The organism is Thalassococcus profundi (assembly GCF_003344785.1).
GTDB classification, from domain to species: domain Bacteria; phylum Pseudomonadota; class Alphaproteobacteria; order Rhodobacterales; family Rhodobacteraceae; genus Puniceibacterium; species Puniceibacterium profundi.
This window is the reverse complement of record NZ_QPMK01000002.1, coordinates 298,778-313,135: the sequence shown is the minus strand read 5'-3', so window position 1 is coordinate 313,135 and position 14,358 is coordinate 298,778. Positions and strand designations below refer to the sequence as shown.

The window sequence follows — 14,358 nt, the reverse complement described above, 5'->3', positions numbered from 1 at the left end:
TTGCCTCAGAGTCCGCCGCGCGCTCTGCTGGGCAGACCCGATCCGGAGCCTGCCATGCATATCCTTCCCGTCACCACATCCGTTCCTCCAGAACACGACGCCCCTGCGCCCGGCCGGGTCATTTCGGGCGATCCCCGGTTCACCACCTGGAACCTCGAAGAGCGAGACGGGCTCTATTGCGGCATCTGGGAGGCGACCCCGGGCAAATGGCGCATCCGGTATGACGAATGGGAATATTGCCGCATCCTGTCGGGCGTCTCGATCCTGACCGAAGACGGGGGCGCGCCGCAGCGATATGAGGCCGGAGATAGCTTCATCATCCGCCCCGGCTTTACCGGCACCTGGGAAGTGGTCGAGACCACGCGCAAGGACTATGTGATCCGGCTTTGACAGGCAGGGTATTCCTTGCTTGCCCGCGCAGGGGACGCCGCTAGACTGCGCCATATTTCACCCGTGACGGAGCCATTATGAAACACTTTCTTCTTTCCGCAGCCCTCCTCCTGCCCGGTCTTGCCGCAGCCGACGAGATTTCCGATGCCCTGACCGCCGCGCAGGACGCCTATGCGGACGGAGACATCCAGTACGCGCTGGACGAGCTCGATTTCGCCCGCAACAAGCTCTTGGAGGCCAAGACCAACCAGCTGGGGTCGTTCCTGCCCGAAGCACCTGACGGCTGGACGCGCGAAGTCAGCAGCGAGATGAACCAGGGCCTTGCGATGATGGGCGGCGGCGTCGGGGCCGAAGCGACCTACACGTCGGAGGCGGGCGACGAAAGCTACAAGATCACGCTCATGGCCGACAACCCGATGGTGGCCAGCATGGCGGCGATGGTCACCAATGCCGCTGCCATGGGGTTTCAGATCGAACGGGTGGGGCGGCAGCGCTTCATGATCCAGGATGGCGAGATGACCGGGCTTGTCGCCAATCGGTTCCTTGTCCAGGTCAGCGGCGCGGATACCGCGACCATGACCGCGGCTCTCGAGTCGATGGATTTCGGGGCGCTGGCCGGGTTCGGACAGTAGACAGGCCGCGATGCACGGCCCCGGCGGGTGCCGGGGCCGCGCAGGGGATCAGACGATGTTGAACCCTGGACCGTAGGGATAGCCGGTGATGTTCTCGGCGCCCTCTTCGGTGATCACCAGGATGTCGTGTTCGCGATACCCGCCCGCGCCCGGCTGGCCCGCGGGGATGGTCAGCATCGGTTCCATCGAGATGACCATGCCCGGCTCCAGCACCGCGTCGATATCCTCGCGCAGTTCCAGCCCGGCTTCGCGCCCGTAGTAATGCGACAGCACGCCGAAGGAATGGCCGTAGCCGAAGGTGCGGTACTGCAGAAGGTCGCGCTCGGCGAGGAAGGCGTTGATCTTTTGCGTCACCGCGGCGCAGGTGAACCCCGGTTTCAGCAGCGACATGCCGTATTCGTGGGTGGCCACGTTCGCCTCCCAGATCGCCAGCGAGGCGTCGTCCGCCTCTCCGACGAAGAGCGTCCGTTCGAGGGCGGTGTAGTAGCCCGAGATCATCGGGAAGGTGTTGAGCGACAGGATGTCGCCGCGTTCCAGCCTGCGCGCCGTGACCGGGTTGTGGGCGCCGTCGGTGTTCAACCCCGACTGAAACCAGACCCAGGTGTCGCGATACTCGGCCTCCGGGAAGGCGCGGGCGATCTCGGCCTCCATCGCATCGCGGCCGGCCATGGCCACGTCGATCTCGCGTGTGCCTTCGCGGATCACGTCGCGGATCGCGTAGCCGCCCACATCCGCCACCCGCGCGCCTTCGCGGATGAGCGCGATCTCGGCGGCGGACTTGTGCAAGCGTTGGCGCATCGCGGCGTCGTTGACCGCGACCTTGGCGCGCGGCTGCAGGAAGTGGTCGAGCTTGCCCATGCCCTGCAGCGTCAGGTGATCCGCCTCGTACCCGATGGCACGGCCCGGGCCGGTGACCGACAGGATCGCGCGCCAGAAGTTGTCGCGTTGCCAGTCTGTGTAGGTGATGTTGTCGCCGTGACAGCGCCGCCAGGGTTGGCCCGCGTCGATCCCGGCGCTGATGGTGATGCTGTCGGTATTCGTCACGACAAGGCCATAGGGCCGTCCGAACGAACAGTAGAGAAAGCCGGAGTAGTAGGCGATCGCGTGCATCGAGGTCAGCACGCAGGCGTCGACGCCCAGCTCGGCCATGCTGCGGCGCAGACCGGCGAGGCGCGCGTCGTATTCGGCGGGCGCGAAGGGCAGGGGCGCCTTGGTGCCGTTGTGAAAGCGGTAGGATTCGGGACGTTCCGTCATGTGACCCTCCGTCTGGTTGCCGCTTGGTCGGAGGGTGTGCCGTTGACCCGCTCCGCCGCGTTGCGACAAAGAAAGGTCCCGGCGTTCAGGACTGAAAAGAGGTGTGGAAGACCACGGGGGCCGACGCCATCGGCCCGCCTCTGGCGCAAGCGATACGATGGAATTTGACGCTGGGCAAGAGGGCCGGTGCGTCTTCCCGCGCGGATGCAGCGACGATGTTCCTAAAGCGTCAGCAGCCGCCTGACCATGGCGCTGTCGGGGTCCTGCAGACCGTCGATCACGTCGAAATGGTGCTTGCCCTCGTCGATGATGTGCCCTGCCCGCCAGGCCTCGGCCAGCCAGCGCGACTGGTCGAGGAAGACCGGTCGTTCCTCGGCCCCAACCCAGACCGTGACGGGCACCTCGGGACGGGGCTGGAAGATCGGGCTTTCGGCATGGGCCTCGGCTGCGTCGAGACGGAAATCTGCGTTCATCGCCAGGTCGCAGAGCGGGCGCAGGTCGGAGACGGCCGAAATCGCCATCGCGTGCTCGATCCGCCCGGCCACATCGGCGGCCAGCATCTCGGGCGCCAGCATCCGCGCGACCAGGTGACCCCCGGCGGAATGTCCGACCAGACGGATCGGGCCCGCGACCTCCCGGGCCATCACGCCGATGGCTTGGGCCACCTGCTGCGTGATGTGCGAAATGCGCACCCGTGGCACGAGGTCGTAAGAGGGCATCGCGACCGCCCATTCGTGCCCCAGCGCGCCGGTCGCGAAATGCGACCAGAGCGAGCGGTCGAAGCGCCGCCAATAGCCGCCGTGTACGAAGATCAGCAGGCCCCTGGGCGTCAGGTCCGGCAGGAACAAATCGAAGGCCTGCCGCGTTCCATGGCCGTACATCAGCCCCAGACGCGCCCGGCCGATGACCCCCTGACGTTGACGGAACGCCTCGGCCTCGGCGGCCCAGCGGGGCGGATATTCGTCCGATCCCGTGATATGTCCGGCATTGTCATAGGCGTCGTCCAGGTCCATGGCTTTCCCTCCTTTGGGCGCTGGACTATACGCATAGCAGATCCCCTGCCGCGCGCAGTACCGAAACCGGAGAGACTCATGCTCGACCAGACCACAAACCTCGCCAGCCTTCTCAACGACCCGTCACTGCTGGAAACCCGCGCCTATATCGGCGGTCAGTGGGTGGACGGCGACAACGGCACCTTCGACGTGACCAACCCGGCCCGCGGCGACGTGGTCGCGCAGGTCGCCGACCTGAGCCGCGATCAGGTGGCTGATGCCATCGCCAAGGCCGAAAAGGCCCAGAAGGACTGGGCCAAGTGGACCGGCAAGGAACGCGCCGCCGTGATGCGCAAGTGGTTCGACCTGATGATGGAGAACCAGCACGACCTGGGCCTGATCCTGACTGCCGAACAGGGCAAGCCGCTGGCCGAAGCCAAGGGCGAGATAGGCTATGGCGCGTCCTTCATCGAATTCTTCGGCGAGGAGGCCAAGCGCGTCTACGGCGAGATGATACCCGGCCACCAGCGCGACAAGCGCATCATGGTGATGAAGCAGCCGATCGGCGTCGCCGCGTCGATCACGCCCTGGAACTTTCCGAACGCCATGATCACCCGCAAGGCCGGCCCGGCGCTGGCCGCCGGCTGCGCCTTTGTCGCGCGTCCCGCCAAGGAAACGCCGCTCTCGGCCATCGTTCTGGGTGTTCTGGCGGAACGCGCGGGTATCCCGGCGGGCGTCTTCAACGTGGTGACCTCGTCCTCGGCCTCTGCCGTGGGCAAGGAATTCTGCGAGAACCCCGCCGTGCGCAAGCTGACCTTCACCGGCTCGACCGAAGTGGGGCGCATCCTGCTCAAGCAGGCCGCCGACCAGGTGATGAAATGCTCCATGGAGTTGGGCGGCAATGCGCCCTTTATCGTCTTCGACGACGCCGACCTCGATGCCGCGGTCGAAGGCGCCATCATGTGCAAGTTCCGCAACAACGGCCAGACCTGCGTCTGCGCCAACCGGCTTTACGTTCAGGCGGGCGTCTATGACGCCTTTGCCGAGAAGCTGAAAGCGCGGGTCGAGAAGATGAAGGTCGGCGACGGTCTCGAAGAGGGCACCGACCTTGGTCCGCTCATCAACCACGACGCCATCGACAAGGTGCAGGAGCATATCGCCGACGCCAAGGCCAAGGGCGCCAAGGTGATCCTGGGCGGCGAAGCGCACGAGATGTCCGGCAACTTCTTCGGCCCGACCATCGTCACGGGCGCGACCAAGGACATGGCCTTCTCGACCGAAGAAACCTTTGGCCCCCTCGCCCCGCTCTTCAAGTTCGAGGACGAGGACGAGGTGATCGAACTGGCCAACGACACGATCTTCGGCCTGGCGTCGTATTTCTACGCCAAGGATCTGAGCCGGGTCTACAAGGTGGCCGAGGCGCTGGAATACGGCATCGTCGGCGTGAACACCGGCATCATCTCGACCGAGGTCGCACCCTTCGGCGGCGTCAAGCAGTCCGGCCTTGGCCGCGAAGGCAGCCACCACGGCATCGAGGACTACCTCGAGATGAAATACGTCTGCCTGGCGGTCTGATCCGACCGGGACGCGTCAGCAGCCCCCCGACCGTCGAGGCCGGGGGGCTTTTTTGTGTTCTTTTGCCGTGTTGAAGGTAAGGCTTTCCAGCCTTGGCACGCGCTCAATGCCCCGGTAGCGTCGCGGCCCTCATTCGGATCCAGCAAAACCGGAGCGCCCGCCATGCAAGCCGCTGTCTACAAACGCTACGGCCCGCCGTCGGTCGTCGCCGTGACCGATGTGCCGCAACCGGAGCCGGGACCGGGCGAGATTCTCGTGCGGGTCCGGGCCGCCGCCGTGACGACCGCCGACTGGCGTCTGCGCGCCGCGGCCTTTCCGGGCATTCTGGCCTTGCCCGGGCGGCTGATGTTCGGGGTCACCGCGCCGCGCAAGCCGATCCTTGGTGCCGACTTTGCCGGAGAGGTCGCGGTACTGGGAGACGAAGTCGAGGGTTTCACGGTCGGGCAGCGGGTCTTTGGCAGCGCCGGGCTGGGCGCGCATGCGGAATACCTGGCCATCAAGGCGGATGGCGCGGTCGTTCCGACGCCTGACGACCTCACCGATGCAGAGGCCGCGGCGCTGCCCTTCGGCGGGCTGGCGGCGCTGGTGTTCCTGCGCGACGTCGCGCAACTGAAGGGGGGGCAGCGCGTACTGATCGTCGGTGCGACCGGCGGGGTCGGGGCCTATGCCACGCAGATCGCCCGCGCGATGAAGGCCAAGGTCACCGGCGTCGCCAGCGCGGCGCGGGCCGGGCTGGGGCACGATCTGGGTGCGGTGCGGATGATCGACCGCCATGTGCAGCCGGTGCGCGACTGGGGGCAATACGATGTGGTGCTCGACACGGTGGGTGCGGTACGGCCACGACATCTGAAGCACCTGCTGGCGCGCGACGGAGTGTTCGTGCCATTGAATTTCGAGATCGCCGAGATTTTGGCCAGCCTGCGCGCGCGGCTTTTCGGCGGCCCGCAGGTGCGGATCGCGGTCAGCGACGACACCGCGGCCGATCTCGCGCGTCTCGTCGAGATGGTGAACGACGGCAAGTTGCGCCCGGTCATCGATTCCACCTTTCCGCTCGAGCATATCCGTGATGCCTATGCTCGTGTCGAAACGCGCAGCCGCGCGGGAGCGACGGTGCTGACCATGCCCGACGGATGAGACGAAAAAGCCCCGGCGGATGCCGGGGCTTCGGGTGCGTCATACGGTGGCGCCGATCAGTTTACGGTGTTCGCGTCCACGACGTCCTTGGAGACGCTGTCGGCCTTGGCAATCTCGATCCGGCGCGGTTTCAGCGCCTCGGGGATCTCGCGCTGCAGGTCAATGTGCAGCATTCCGTCGGCATGGCTGGCGCCCACGACACGGACGTGATCGGCCAGCTGGAACCGGCGCTCGAAAGCGCGGGTCGCGATGCCGCGATGCAGGTAGGTGCGCTCTTGCGTGTCCTCGGCCTTGCGGGCCGAGACGACAAGCGCGTGATCCTTCACCTCGACATTCAGGTCGGCATCGGAAAAACCGGCCACGGCGATCGAGATGCGGTAGGCATCGTCGGCGGTCTTTTCGATGTTGTAAGGCGGATAGGTCGGCTGTGCCACGTCGTTGGCCAGCACCCGGTCCATCATGTCGGCGATCTGGTCGAACCCGACGGTTGCACGGTAGAGCGGTGCAAGATCAAAGCTTCGCATGGGAATCCTCCATTGAGCGATACCATTGTCATATGCGCCTTCCCGTCGCGGGACAGGCGTCTGTCAATCCCGGAACCCTGTCTAGGCGTTCCGATGACATATATTTGGGGAGGCAATTTTGCCGTTTCAAGACCCCTCAGGGGCGCACGAAACGCGCGCCGCCGGGAGCCGTCATGCGCTGGCCCACCTGCACCCGCCGGGCCCCGGTGGTGACCTTGGGCAGCGCGTCGTCGCGGCGCATCAGCGCCTTGAGCTCGGCCACCCGCTCGGGCAGCGCCATGCCGTAGGATTCGCCCTGGCGGCCGACATCCTGTTCCTCGGCGATGGCCGACACCAGCGCCAGGATGCGAATGCGGCCCTGGGTACGGGCAAAGACCGGCGCGCCCGAAGACCCGTAGGTGACGTTGCAGTCAAAGACGATCTGGCCCGCGGCGTAGCGGCGCAGGACCGCGCATTCCGACTGCCGCGACAGGTACTCCGACCGACCGTTGCCGTAAGAGACGACCGTGACCGGCAGATCGTCCAACGTGCCATCGAAGATCCCGAAGGGTTCGGCCTCGGACGAGGAAATCGGCGCCGCGAGCCGAAGGAGCGCCACGTCGAAGACCATCGACGCGCCGGAAACCCGGCCGCTGGTGTCGTCGACATAGTTCGGATGCGCATAGACCGCCGCGACGCGCCTATCGGCCATCGACTGGCCGCGATAGTACCCGGCCCGGAACAGGATGCCCCGCGCGGGGATCAGATCACCGCGCGCGTCATAGACGCAATGCGCCGCGGTCAGCGCCACGTCCGGGGCGATCAGCACACCGGTGCACATGCCGCCAGGCAGATCGACGCGCCCAACCGCTTCCCAGCCCAGGATCTCTCCGCGCCGCTGCATCGGGATCAAGCCGTTCATGTCCTGCGCCAGCGCGATGCCAGGCAGCGTGACGCCCAGGCACAGCGCCAGGGCGGCGAGGAGGCGCACCACGCTCACGGCCGCACGAACTTTGCGCCGGTGGCGTCGTTCCGCACGCCCGGACGCTGCAGGCTGGTGCCGGTCAGCTGCCGCGTGTCCATCTCGATCAGGGCCCGCAGCTCTGACAGCGGGCCGGCGAGCGACGTGCCGAGCGACACGGCTTCGCCATCGGCCTCGGCCTTGGCCGACACCACCGACACGATCTGCGGTGCGTCGCCGTCGAAGGAAAAGACCGGAGAGCCGGAGCTTCCGAAATCCACCGTGCAGGACATCACCAGCACGCCCTGCTGGCGCGAGATCACGTCGCAGAGATCCTGCAGGCTGGGCGCATCTGCGCGGTCATGCGCATAGGAGACGACGCCGACCTCGGCCCCGGTATCGGGACGGCTGCCGGTCTCGAACGGCTGGATCGTGCCGTTGCGGATCGGGTGCTGCAATTCCAGCAGCGCGATGTCCACCCGGACCCGGCCGGCGTCGGAGGCGGCGCGAAAGTCGTATTCGGGATGCGGTTCGGCACGGCGCACGCGGCGGTAGGCGGCGGCGCGCCCGTTGCGCCAGCCGGCGAGGAACTGGATCTCGTCGGTGGCGACGCGTTCCCCGGTTTCGGGGTCGAATACGCAATGTGCGGCGGTCAGCACAAGATCGGGCGCGATGAGCGCGCCGGTGCAGAACGCCTCTCCGGCGATCTCGAGACGGCCGACCGCGTCCCATTCGCGGCCGTAAAGCGTGGAATTCAGCGAAAACAGCCCGTCGGCCTGGGAAGCGACGGGCAGAAACATCAAGACACAGGTGGCAATGCCCATAATCAGGCGCACGGGACATCTCCTTCAGCAGCAGTCCCGGTGATAGGCACGAGATGCGGCAAAATTGGGGCGCTTCTGCCTTATTTGCCCGAAATTATCTCCTGTCACCGGCGCGCATGGCCGCCGGTTTGGGACCGCCCGCCGCCCAGTCCAGAAGCTCGACCGTGTGGACCACCGGCACCTCGGCTCCGCCCGCCAGCTGCATCATGCAGCCGATGTTGCCGGCGGCGATCACATCGGGCTTTTTCGCGGCAAGGGTGCGCAGTTTACGGGCCTTCAGCTGCTTGGAAATCTCGGGCTGCATCAGGTTGTAGGTGCCTGCAGAGCCGCAGCACAGATGGCTGTCCGCCGGTTCGACCACGGTAAAGCCCGCGCGTTTGAGCAGGTCCTTGGGATAGGTCTTGATCTGCTGGCCGTGCTGCAGGGAACAAGCGGCGTGATAGGCCACGACCAGGCCTTCGGGACAGGGGTCGGAGCCATGCGGCGCGTCGATCCCGGCGATCCCGTCGCGGGCGGGGCGCGGCGCCTCGTCCTCCGGCGCGTCCTTGGCAAGGTCGATCAGCACTTCGGACACGTCCTTGGCGATGGCCGAAACCCGCGCGGCCTCCTCGGCCAGTTTGTCATTGCGGAACATGTGACCGTAATCCTTGACCGTCGTGCCGCAACCGCTGGTGTTGACGACGATGGCATCCAGCCCGTCGCCATCCATCTCGCGCACCCAGGCGCGGATATTGGTCGCCGCCGATGCATGGCTTTCGTCCACCTTGCCCATGTGATGGGTGAGCGCGCCGCAGCAGCCGGCGCCCCTGGCCACGACCACCTCGCAGCCCAGCCGCGTGAGGTGGCGGATGGTGGCATCGTTGATGTCGGTGTTGAGCGCCTTCTGCGCGCAGCCGGTCATCAGTGCGACACGCTTCCGGCGCGGGGCGGTGGGCGCAAAGCTTTGCGGATCGTCGTTGCGGCTGACCGGCGGGATGGTCTTGGGCGCCATTTCCAGCATCGCCTTGAGCCGCGCGTCCGGCATCAAGAAGGCGAAGGGCCGACCGATCTTTGCCCCCAGCAGCGCCACGCGAAAGCGGGTCGGGTAGGGCAGGATCTTCGACAGGATCCAGCGCAGCGCGCGATCCGACCAGGGCCGGTCGTACTTTTCCTCGATATAGGCGCGGGCGTGGTCCACCAGGTGCATGTAATGCACGCCCGAGGGGCAGGTGGTCATGCAGGCGAGGCAGGACAGGCAGCGGTCGATGTGGCGCACGGTCTTCTCGTCCGGCACCCGCTCGTTCTCAAGCATGTCCTTGATCAGGTAGATGCGGCCGCGCGGGCTGTCCAACTCGTCGCCCAGCACCTGGTAGGTCGGGCAGGTCGCGGTGCAGAACCCGCAATGCACGCAGGCGCGCAGGATCTCGTTGCTGCGTTTGAAGTCGGGCTTCTCGAGCTGTTTCTCGGTAAAGGTCGTCTGCATTTAGGATACCATCATTTGTGCCGCAGCGAGGCCGAACCAAGGCAGCGTCGTTGCAAGAAGGCCGATGACGAAGCAGGCCCGCCAGGCGCGAGGCTGCGTCAGCCGTTGTTTCAGCGCCAGCACAAGCAGCGTCACCGTCAGCACCCAGGCCAGCCAGAGCGACCCCAGCGACCAGATCAGCTGCGACTTGCTCAGCGCAAAGGCGGCCCCCGTGCTGCCCAAGGTCGCCAGAGCCAGAGGCAGCAGCACCAGCGGCGTCTGCGCGCGCACCAGCATCAGGTAGATGAACGGCCCGGCCAGGAACGTGACCGCGAAGGCCCAGAGCTGGCTGTCGGTCATGTGCCCATCAACCCGGGGTTCAGGATGCCGCGCGGATCGAAGCGCTGGCGCAGCCCGGCGCTGACCTGTGCCAGCGGGGCGGGTTCGGGATGAAAGACCGGCAGGTCCGTGTCCTTGGCACGGACACGCGTCGCATGACCGCCCACCCCGTGCAGCCGCCCGCGCAGGTCGGTGCTCTCGGGCGCGAGCGCCCAGATCAGCCCGCCGCCCCAGTCAAGCAGCGTCCGCACTTCGCCGCCCATCCGGTCCAGCACTGCCGCCGCGTCCGAGGGTTTGACCGACAGCCGCCAGACGTCGCCCTCGGTCCCGGCAAAGGCGGTGACGTCGCGCAGTCCGCGCCAGACCTCGGTGCTGTCCTCGTCTTCCAGCACCGTGACCTCGCCGCCCAGCCGCTCGGTCAGCTGGTTCAGGCGATAGCGCACCGACGCCTCGAACCCCTCGAGCCGCAAAAGCGTGCGACCGCCCTCCGCCGGGTCATGCGCGGCGCCCGACACCTCGAAGGGCGATCCCAACGCCGAGGACAGCGCCGCCACCGCAGCCCCGGCGTCCAGCCCGTGCAACACAAGCGAAGCCTCGAAGGCGGGCTTCGGCAGGACCTTGAAGCTGACCTCGGTCAGCACCCCGAGCGTGCCGCGGCTGCCGGTCATCAGCTTCACCAGATCGTAGCCGGTGACGTTCTTCATCACCCGCCCGCCGTTCTTGACCACGGTGCCCGCGCCGTCGACGAACCGCACGCCCAGCATGAAATCCCGGCAGGCGCCGGCCTGGATGCGGCGCGGACCTGACACGTTGGCGGCGACGACCCCGCCGATGGTGGGCGTGCCCTCGGTGCCCAGCAGCGGCCGGTGATCCATCGGCTCGAAAGCCAGCCGCTGGCCCTCGGCCTCGAGCGCCGCCTCGACCTCCGACAGCGGCGTGCCCGCCTGCGCCACCATCGTCAGCGCGCCGGGCTCGTAAAGCGTGATACCGCTCAGCCCGCCGGTCTGCAAAATCTCGCCGCGCGGCGCGCCGGCGCTGCGGGTGCCGCCGCCGCGAACGTGCAACGGACCGGTAGCCGCCGCGATGCTCTCGGCCAGCTCGGCCTCGGTCTCTGGGATCATCTTCATCTTGCCAATAAACCTCCGGGGTCCGGGGCAGCGCCCCGGTCGTCACTCCGCCGCCAGCGCAAGGCTGCGGCGGCTTTCCGAGGCATCCAGCGGAAACACCTTCGCGGGATTGAGCAGCCATTGCGGATCGAACACGTCCTTGACCGCCATCTGGCACTCCAGGTCGGCGGGATCGTACTGGTCCACCATCAGGTCGCGCTTCTCGATGCCCACCCCATGCTCGCCGGTCAGGCAGCCGCCGACCTCGACGCAAAGCCGCAGGATGTCCGCCCCCAACGCCTCGCAGAGTTCCAGGTCGCCCTCCTTGTTGGCATCGAAGAGAATCAGCGGATGCATGTTGCCGTCGCCCGCGTGGAAGACGTTGGCGACCTTGAGCCCGTACTGGTCCGACAAGTCGCGGATGCGGCCCAGCACATGCGGCAGGGACGATACCGGGATCGTGCCGTCAAGGCACATGTAGTCGTTGATCTGCCCCATTGCGCCAAACGCCGACTTGCGGCCCAGCCAGATGCGCCCGGCCTCGTCGGCATCCTTGGCCTCGCGCAGCTCCACCGGGTTGTGGCGGCGCGCGATCTGCAGGATCAGGCCCAGCTGTTCGTCGATCTCGGCATCCGAACCTTCGACCTCGACGATCAGCAGCGCCTCGCACATCGGGTAGCCGGCCTTGGCAAAGGCTTCGCAGGCCTCGATGCAGGGGCGGTCCATGAATTCGATCGCCACCGGCAGGACGCCCGCCTTGATGATGTCCGACACACATTCGCCCGCGACCTCGTTGCTGTCGAATCCCATCAGGACGGGTCGCGCGCCTTCGGGCTTGTGCAGGATGCGCAGCGTCGCCTCGGTGACCACGCCCAACTGGCCTTCGGACCCGCAGATCAGGCCCAAGAGGTCATAGCCCGCCGCATCCAGATGCGCGCCGCCGATCTCGGTCACGGTGCCGTCCATCATCACCATGGTGACGCCCAGCAGGTTGTTGGTGGTGACCCCGTATTTCAGGCAATGCGCGCCGCCCGAGTTCATCGCGATGTTGCCGGCGATGGCGCAGGCCAGCTGGCTCGACGGGTCAGGAGCATAGAAGAAACCGTTCTCCTCCACGGCGCCGGTGACGCTCAGGTTGGTGCGCCCCGTCTGGACGCGGATGAAGCGGTTGTCGTAGTCGGTCTCCAGAACCTCGGTCAGCCGTGCGACACCAAGGATCACGCAGTCCGCGGTCGGCAGTGCGCCGCCGGCCAGCGACGTGCCCGACCCGCGCGGCACCACCGGCACGTCTTCCTCGTGACAGATGCGCAGCACCGCCGACACCTCTTCGGTCGAGGCGGGCAGGACCACCGCCAGCGGCGGGCAGCGGTAGGCGGTCAGCGCATCGCATTCGTAGGCGCGGGTTTCGGCCTCTTCGGAAATCACCGCGTCCGGCGCCAGCACCTTCTGCAGGCGCGCCACGATCTGCGGTTTGCGGGCTAGGATGGCGGAGTCCGGTGTGGGCATCTGCATGGCGGTTCCCTCCTGATTGGTAAGATATCTATACCAAAATGACGCGTTCGCAAAAACTTTTGGGGCGGCTCCCTGCGGCATCTTGCGCATTCTTGCGCGCTGGCGCAGGGATTCGCCATGGCTTGGGTCAAGATCATACACATTCTCTGCGTGATGGGCTGGATGACCAGCATCTTCGCCGTGCCCCGCGCGCTGATCTACTGGAAGCGCGAATATGCCGCGCTGAACGACTTCGGGCCGCTCGGCGACCTGACCATCCGGCTCTATCGCTTTTCCGCCGGGCTCGGGGTGATCGCGCTTCTGACCGGGCTCTGGCTCGGCGGCCAGTGGGGCTTCGCGCCTTGGGTCTGGGTCAAGCTGGCGCTGGTGCTGGCACTTGCGGCGCATTACGGCTGGACCGGGCGCATGGTGCTGCGGGCGCGGCGGGGGGTCTTCACCGAATCCGACCGCTATCTGCGCATCTTCAACGAGATCAGCGTGTTCGGGGTCATCGCGATCCTCTGGGTCGTCGTGGTCAAGCCGTTCTGATGCCGGTGAACCTGCTGGAGCAGATCGCACTGTTCTCGACCCTCGACCGGGTCGCCGTTGCGATCCTGCTGCTGGTCTGGGTTGCTTCGACCCAGCTGATCGAACATCCGCCGCGCACGCGGCCTTCGGTGTCGGCGCTGATGGCGGACTACCGGCGCGAGTGGATGAAACACTTCGTCAGCCGCGATCCGCGCATCTTCGATTCGCAGATCATCGGCAACCTGCGGCAGGGCACGGCGTTCTTCGCCTCGGCCAGCATGATCGCCATCGGCGGCGGTCTGGCGCTGATCGGCAACGCGGACCTGTTGCGGGGGGTGGCCGAGGACCTGACCTTCGACCGCGCGCCGACCTTCGTCTGGGAGGTCAAGCTGATGCTGATGCTGGTCTTCGCCACCAACGCCTTTCTGAAATTCGTCTGGTCGCACCGGCTGTTCGGGTATTGCGCCGTGCTCATGGCGGCGGTGCCGAACGACCCGCAGGACCCCCTGGCGATGCCCCGCGCCGCCAAGGCCGGAGAGATCAACGTCACCGCCGCGCGCGGCTATAACCGCGGGCTGCGGTCGGTCTATTTCGGCATCGCCGCGGCGGCCTGGCTGCTGGGCGGGGCGGCGCTGATCCTGGCGGCGCTCTTCACGGCGCTGGTGATCCTGCGCCGTGAATTCGCGTCGGAGTCGCGGCGGGTTTTGCTGGACTCCTCCGATGACATGTTCGACACGCACACGTGACGCGTGCCGCCGCGCCGATACTGATAGGATGGCCGACATGAAACCGATTGCCGTGATCCTTGCCCTAAGCACCCCCGCACTGGCGCTTGCCGAAGAGCCCGAGGTGGTCGCGGCCACCGCCGAGAAGGTCGGCATGGGCTGGCGGTTCGAGGTGACGCTGAAACATCCCGACACCGGATGGGATCATTACGCCGATGGCTGGGACGTGGTCGATGCCGATGGCCACGTGATCGCGGTGCGCGAGCTGATGCATCCGCATGTCGCCGAACAGCCCTTCACCCGGTCGCTGAGCGCGGTGACCGTGCCCGACGGCACGCGCCGTGTGTTCATCCGCGCCAAGTGTTCGGTCCACGGTTGGACCGGACCGGTTTACGAGATGGAGCTATCCCCAGAAGGCTGAAATGCCCAGGCAAAGGCCAACGCGCGATCCCTGCGTTCAAGG

At 66.6% G+C, this 14,358-nt stretch carries 16 protein-coding genes; 7 read left to right on the top strand and 9 right to left on the bottom strand.

What is annotated here, in order from left to right; genetic code table 11:
• Positions 1 to 54: 54 nt before the first annotated feature.
• Both DU478_RS03855 and DU478_RS03850 read left to right on the top strand, forming a co-directional pair.
• Positions 55 to 390 (top strand): cupin domain-containing protein, encoded by a 336-nt coding sequence (locus DU478_RS03855; RefSeq protein ID WP_114509614.1) that lies wholly within the window; start codon positions 55 to 57, stop codon positions 388 to 390.
• Between the two features lie 77 nt (positions 391 to 467).
• Entirely contained in the window at positions 468 to 1,022 is a 555-nt protein-coding gene (locus DU478_RS03850) for a hypothetical protein (protein ID WP_114509613.1), read from the top strand.
• A 48-nt stretch (positions 1,023 to 1,070) separates the two neighbouring features.
• On the opposite strand, the gene DU478_RS03845 is transcribed toward DU478_RS03850, so the two are convergent.
• A complete protein-coding gene (locus tag DU478_RS03845) occupies positions 1,071 to 2,276 on the bottom strand; it encodes a M24 family metallopeptidase (protein ID WP_114509612.1) in 1,206 nt (401 codons plus the stop codon).
• A 221-nt stretch (positions 2,277 to 2,497) separates the two neighbouring features.
• Positions 2,498 to 3,289, bottom strand: a complete 792-nt coding sequence (locus tag DU478_RS03840; RefSeq protein ID WP_114509611.1) for an alpha/beta hydrolase — start codon at positions 3,287 to 3,289, stop codon at positions 2,498 to 2,500.
• A gap of 78 nt (positions 3,290 to 3,367) precedes the next feature.
• Between DU478_RS03840 and DU478_RS03835 the strand changes: the two genes are divergently transcribed.
• Together DU478_RS03835 and DU478_RS03830 are read left to right on the top strand one after the other, a co-directional pair.
• A complete protein-coding gene (locus DU478_RS03835) occupies positions 3,368 to 4,843 on the top strand; it encodes an NAD-dependent succinate-semialdehyde dehydrogenase (RefSeq protein WP_114509610.1) in 1,476 nt (491 codons plus the stop codon).
• Positions 4,844 to 5,005: 162 nt separating this feature from the next.
• Entirely contained in the window at positions 5,006 to 5,977 is a 972-nt protein-coding gene (locus DU478_RS03830; protein ID WP_114509609.1) for an NAD(P)-dependent alcohol dehydrogenase, read from the top strand.
• A gap of 56 nt (positions 5,978 to 6,033) precedes the next feature.
• Here the strand turns inward: DU478_RS03830 and DU478_RS03825 are convergent, their stop codons facing one another.
• From DU478_RS03825 to DU478_RS03795, 7 genes are all read right to left on the bottom strand, one after another.
• Positions 6,034 to 6,501 (bottom strand): Hsp20 family protein, encoded by a 468-nt coding sequence (locus tag DU478_RS03825; protein ID WP_114509608.1) that lies wholly within the window; start codon positions 6,499 to 6,501, stop codon positions 6,034 to 6,036.
• A 136-nt stretch (positions 6,502 to 6,637) separates the two neighbouring features.
• Positions 6,638 to 7,480, bottom strand: a complete 843-nt coding sequence (locus DU478_RS03820) for a trypsin-like serine peptidase (protein WP_233501097.1) — start codon at positions 7,478 to 7,480, stop codon at positions 6,638 to 6,640.
• Positions 7,477 to 8,241, bottom strand: coding sequence for a trypsin-like serine peptidase (locus DU478_RS03815; protein ID WP_233501105.1), 765 nt, complete (start codon positions 8,239 to 8,241; stop codon positions 7,477 to 7,479). Before DU478_RS03815 ends, DU478_RS03820 begins: the two co-directional genes overlap by 4 nt.
• Positions 8,242 to 8,359: 118 nt before the next feature.
• Positions 8,360 to 9,727: a glycolate oxidase subunit GlcF gene (gene glcF / locus DU478_RS03810; RefSeq protein WP_114509606.1), complete on the bottom strand. Its 1,368-nt coding sequence runs from the start codon at positions 9,725 to 9,727 to the stop codon at positions 8,360 to 8,362.
• A complete protein-coding gene (locus tag DU478_RS03805; RefSeq protein WP_114509605.1) occupies positions 9,728 to 10,066 on the bottom strand; it encodes a hypothetical protein in 339 nt (112 codons plus the stop codon).
• Positions 10,063 to 11,166, bottom strand: coding sequence for a glycolate oxidase subunit GlcE (gene glcE / locus DU478_RS03800; protein ID WP_199488285.1), 1,104 nt, complete (start codon positions 11,164 to 11,166; stop codon positions 10,063 to 10,065). The genes DU478_RS03805 and glcE overlap by 4 nt, the downstream gene beginning before the upstream one ends.
• A 48-nt stretch (positions 11,167 to 11,214) precedes the next feature.
• Entirely contained in the window at positions 11,215 to 12,663 is a 1,449-nt protein-coding gene (locus DU478_RS03795) for an FAD-linked oxidase C-terminal domain-containing protein (protein ID WP_114509603.1), read from the bottom strand.
• A gap of 117 nt (positions 12,664 to 12,780) precedes the next feature.
• Between DU478_RS03795 and DU478_RS03790 the strand changes: the two genes are divergently transcribed.
• From DU478_RS03790 to DU478_RS03780, 3 genes are read left to right on the top strand one after another with little or no spacing between them, the layout of a single operon-like run.
• Positions 12,781 to 13,191 (top strand): CopD family protein, encoded by a 411-nt coding sequence (locus DU478_RS03790; protein WP_114509602.1) that lies wholly within the window; start codon positions 12,781 to 12,783, stop codon positions 13,189 to 13,191.
• Entirely contained in the window at positions 13,191 to 13,916 is a 726-nt protein-coding gene (locus tag DU478_RS03785; RefSeq protein WP_114509601.1) for a DUF599 domain-containing protein, read from the top strand. The genes DU478_RS03790 and DU478_RS03785 overlap by 1 nt, the downstream gene beginning before the upstream one ends.
• A gap of 37 nt (positions 13,917 to 13,953) precedes the next feature.
• Positions 13,954 to 14,316: a hypothetical protein gene (locus DU478_RS03780; RefSeq protein ID WP_114509714.1), complete on the top strand. Its 363-nt coding sequence runs from the start codon at positions 13,954 to 13,956 to the stop codon at positions 14,314 to 14,316.
• The last annotated feature ends 42 nt before the right edge of the window (positions 14,317 to 14,358 follow it).

Excerpts from the sequence above, each read along its gene's own strand:
- DU478_RS03855 (WP_114509614.1), top strand. The coding sequence starts at position 55 with ATGCATATCCTTCCCGTCACCACATCCGTTCCTCCAGAACACGACGCC.
- DU478_RS03850 (WP_114509613.1), top strand. The coding sequence starts at position 468 with ATGAAACACTTTCTTCTTTCCGCAGCCCTCCTCCTGCCCGGTCTTGCC.
- DU478_RS03845 (WP_114509612.1), bottom strand. The coding sequence starts at position 2,276 with ATGACGGAACGTCCCGAATCCTACCGCTTTCACAACGGCACCAAGGCG.
- DU478_RS03840 (WP_114509611.1), bottom strand. The coding sequence starts at position 3,289 with ATGGACCTGGACGACGCCTATGACAATGCCGGACATATCACGGGATCG.
- DU478_RS03835 (WP_114509610.1), top strand. The coding sequence starts at position 3,368 with ATGCTCGACCAGACCACAAACCTCGCCAGCCTTCTCAACGACCCGTCA.
- DU478_RS03830 (WP_114509609.1), top strand. The coding sequence starts at position 5,006 with ATGCAAGCCGCTGTCTACAAACGCTACGGCCCGCCGTCGGTCGTCGCC.
- DU478_RS03825 (WP_114509608.1), bottom strand. The coding sequence starts at position 6,501 with ATGCGAAGCTTTGATCTTGCACCGCTCTACCGTGCAACCGTCGGGTTC.
- DU478_RS03815 (WP_233501105.1), bottom strand. The coding sequence starts at position 8,241 with ATGTTTCTGCCCGTCGCTTCCCAGGCCGACGGGCTGTTTTCGCTGAAT.
- glcF (WP_114509606.1), bottom strand. The coding sequence starts at position 9,727 with ATGCAGACGACCTTTACCGAGAAACAGCTCGAGAAGCCCGACTTCAAA.
- DU478_RS03805 (WP_114509605.1), bottom strand. The coding sequence starts at position 10,066 with ATGACCGACAGCCAGCTCTGGGCCTTCGCGGTCACGTTCCTGGCCGGG.
- glcE (WP_199488285.1), bottom strand. The coding sequence starts at position 11,166 with ATGATCCCAGAGACCGAGGCCGAGCTGGCCGAGAGCATCGCGGCGGCT.
- DU478_RS03795 (WP_114509603.1), bottom strand. The coding sequence starts at position 12,663 with ATGCAGATGCCCACACCGGACTCCGCCATCCTAGCCCGCAAACCGCAG.
- DU478_RS03790 (WP_114509602.1), top strand. The coding sequence starts at position 12,781 with ATGGCTTGGGTCAAGATCATACACATTCTCTGCGTGATGGGCTGGATG.
- DU478_RS03785 (WP_114509601.1), top strand. The coding sequence starts at position 13,191 with ATGCCGGTGAACCTGCTGGAGCAGATCGCACTGTTCTCGACCCTCGAC.
- DU478_RS03780 (WP_114509714.1), top strand. The coding sequence starts at position 13,954 with ATGAAACCGATTGCCGTGATCCTTGCCCTAAGCACCCCCGCACTGGCG.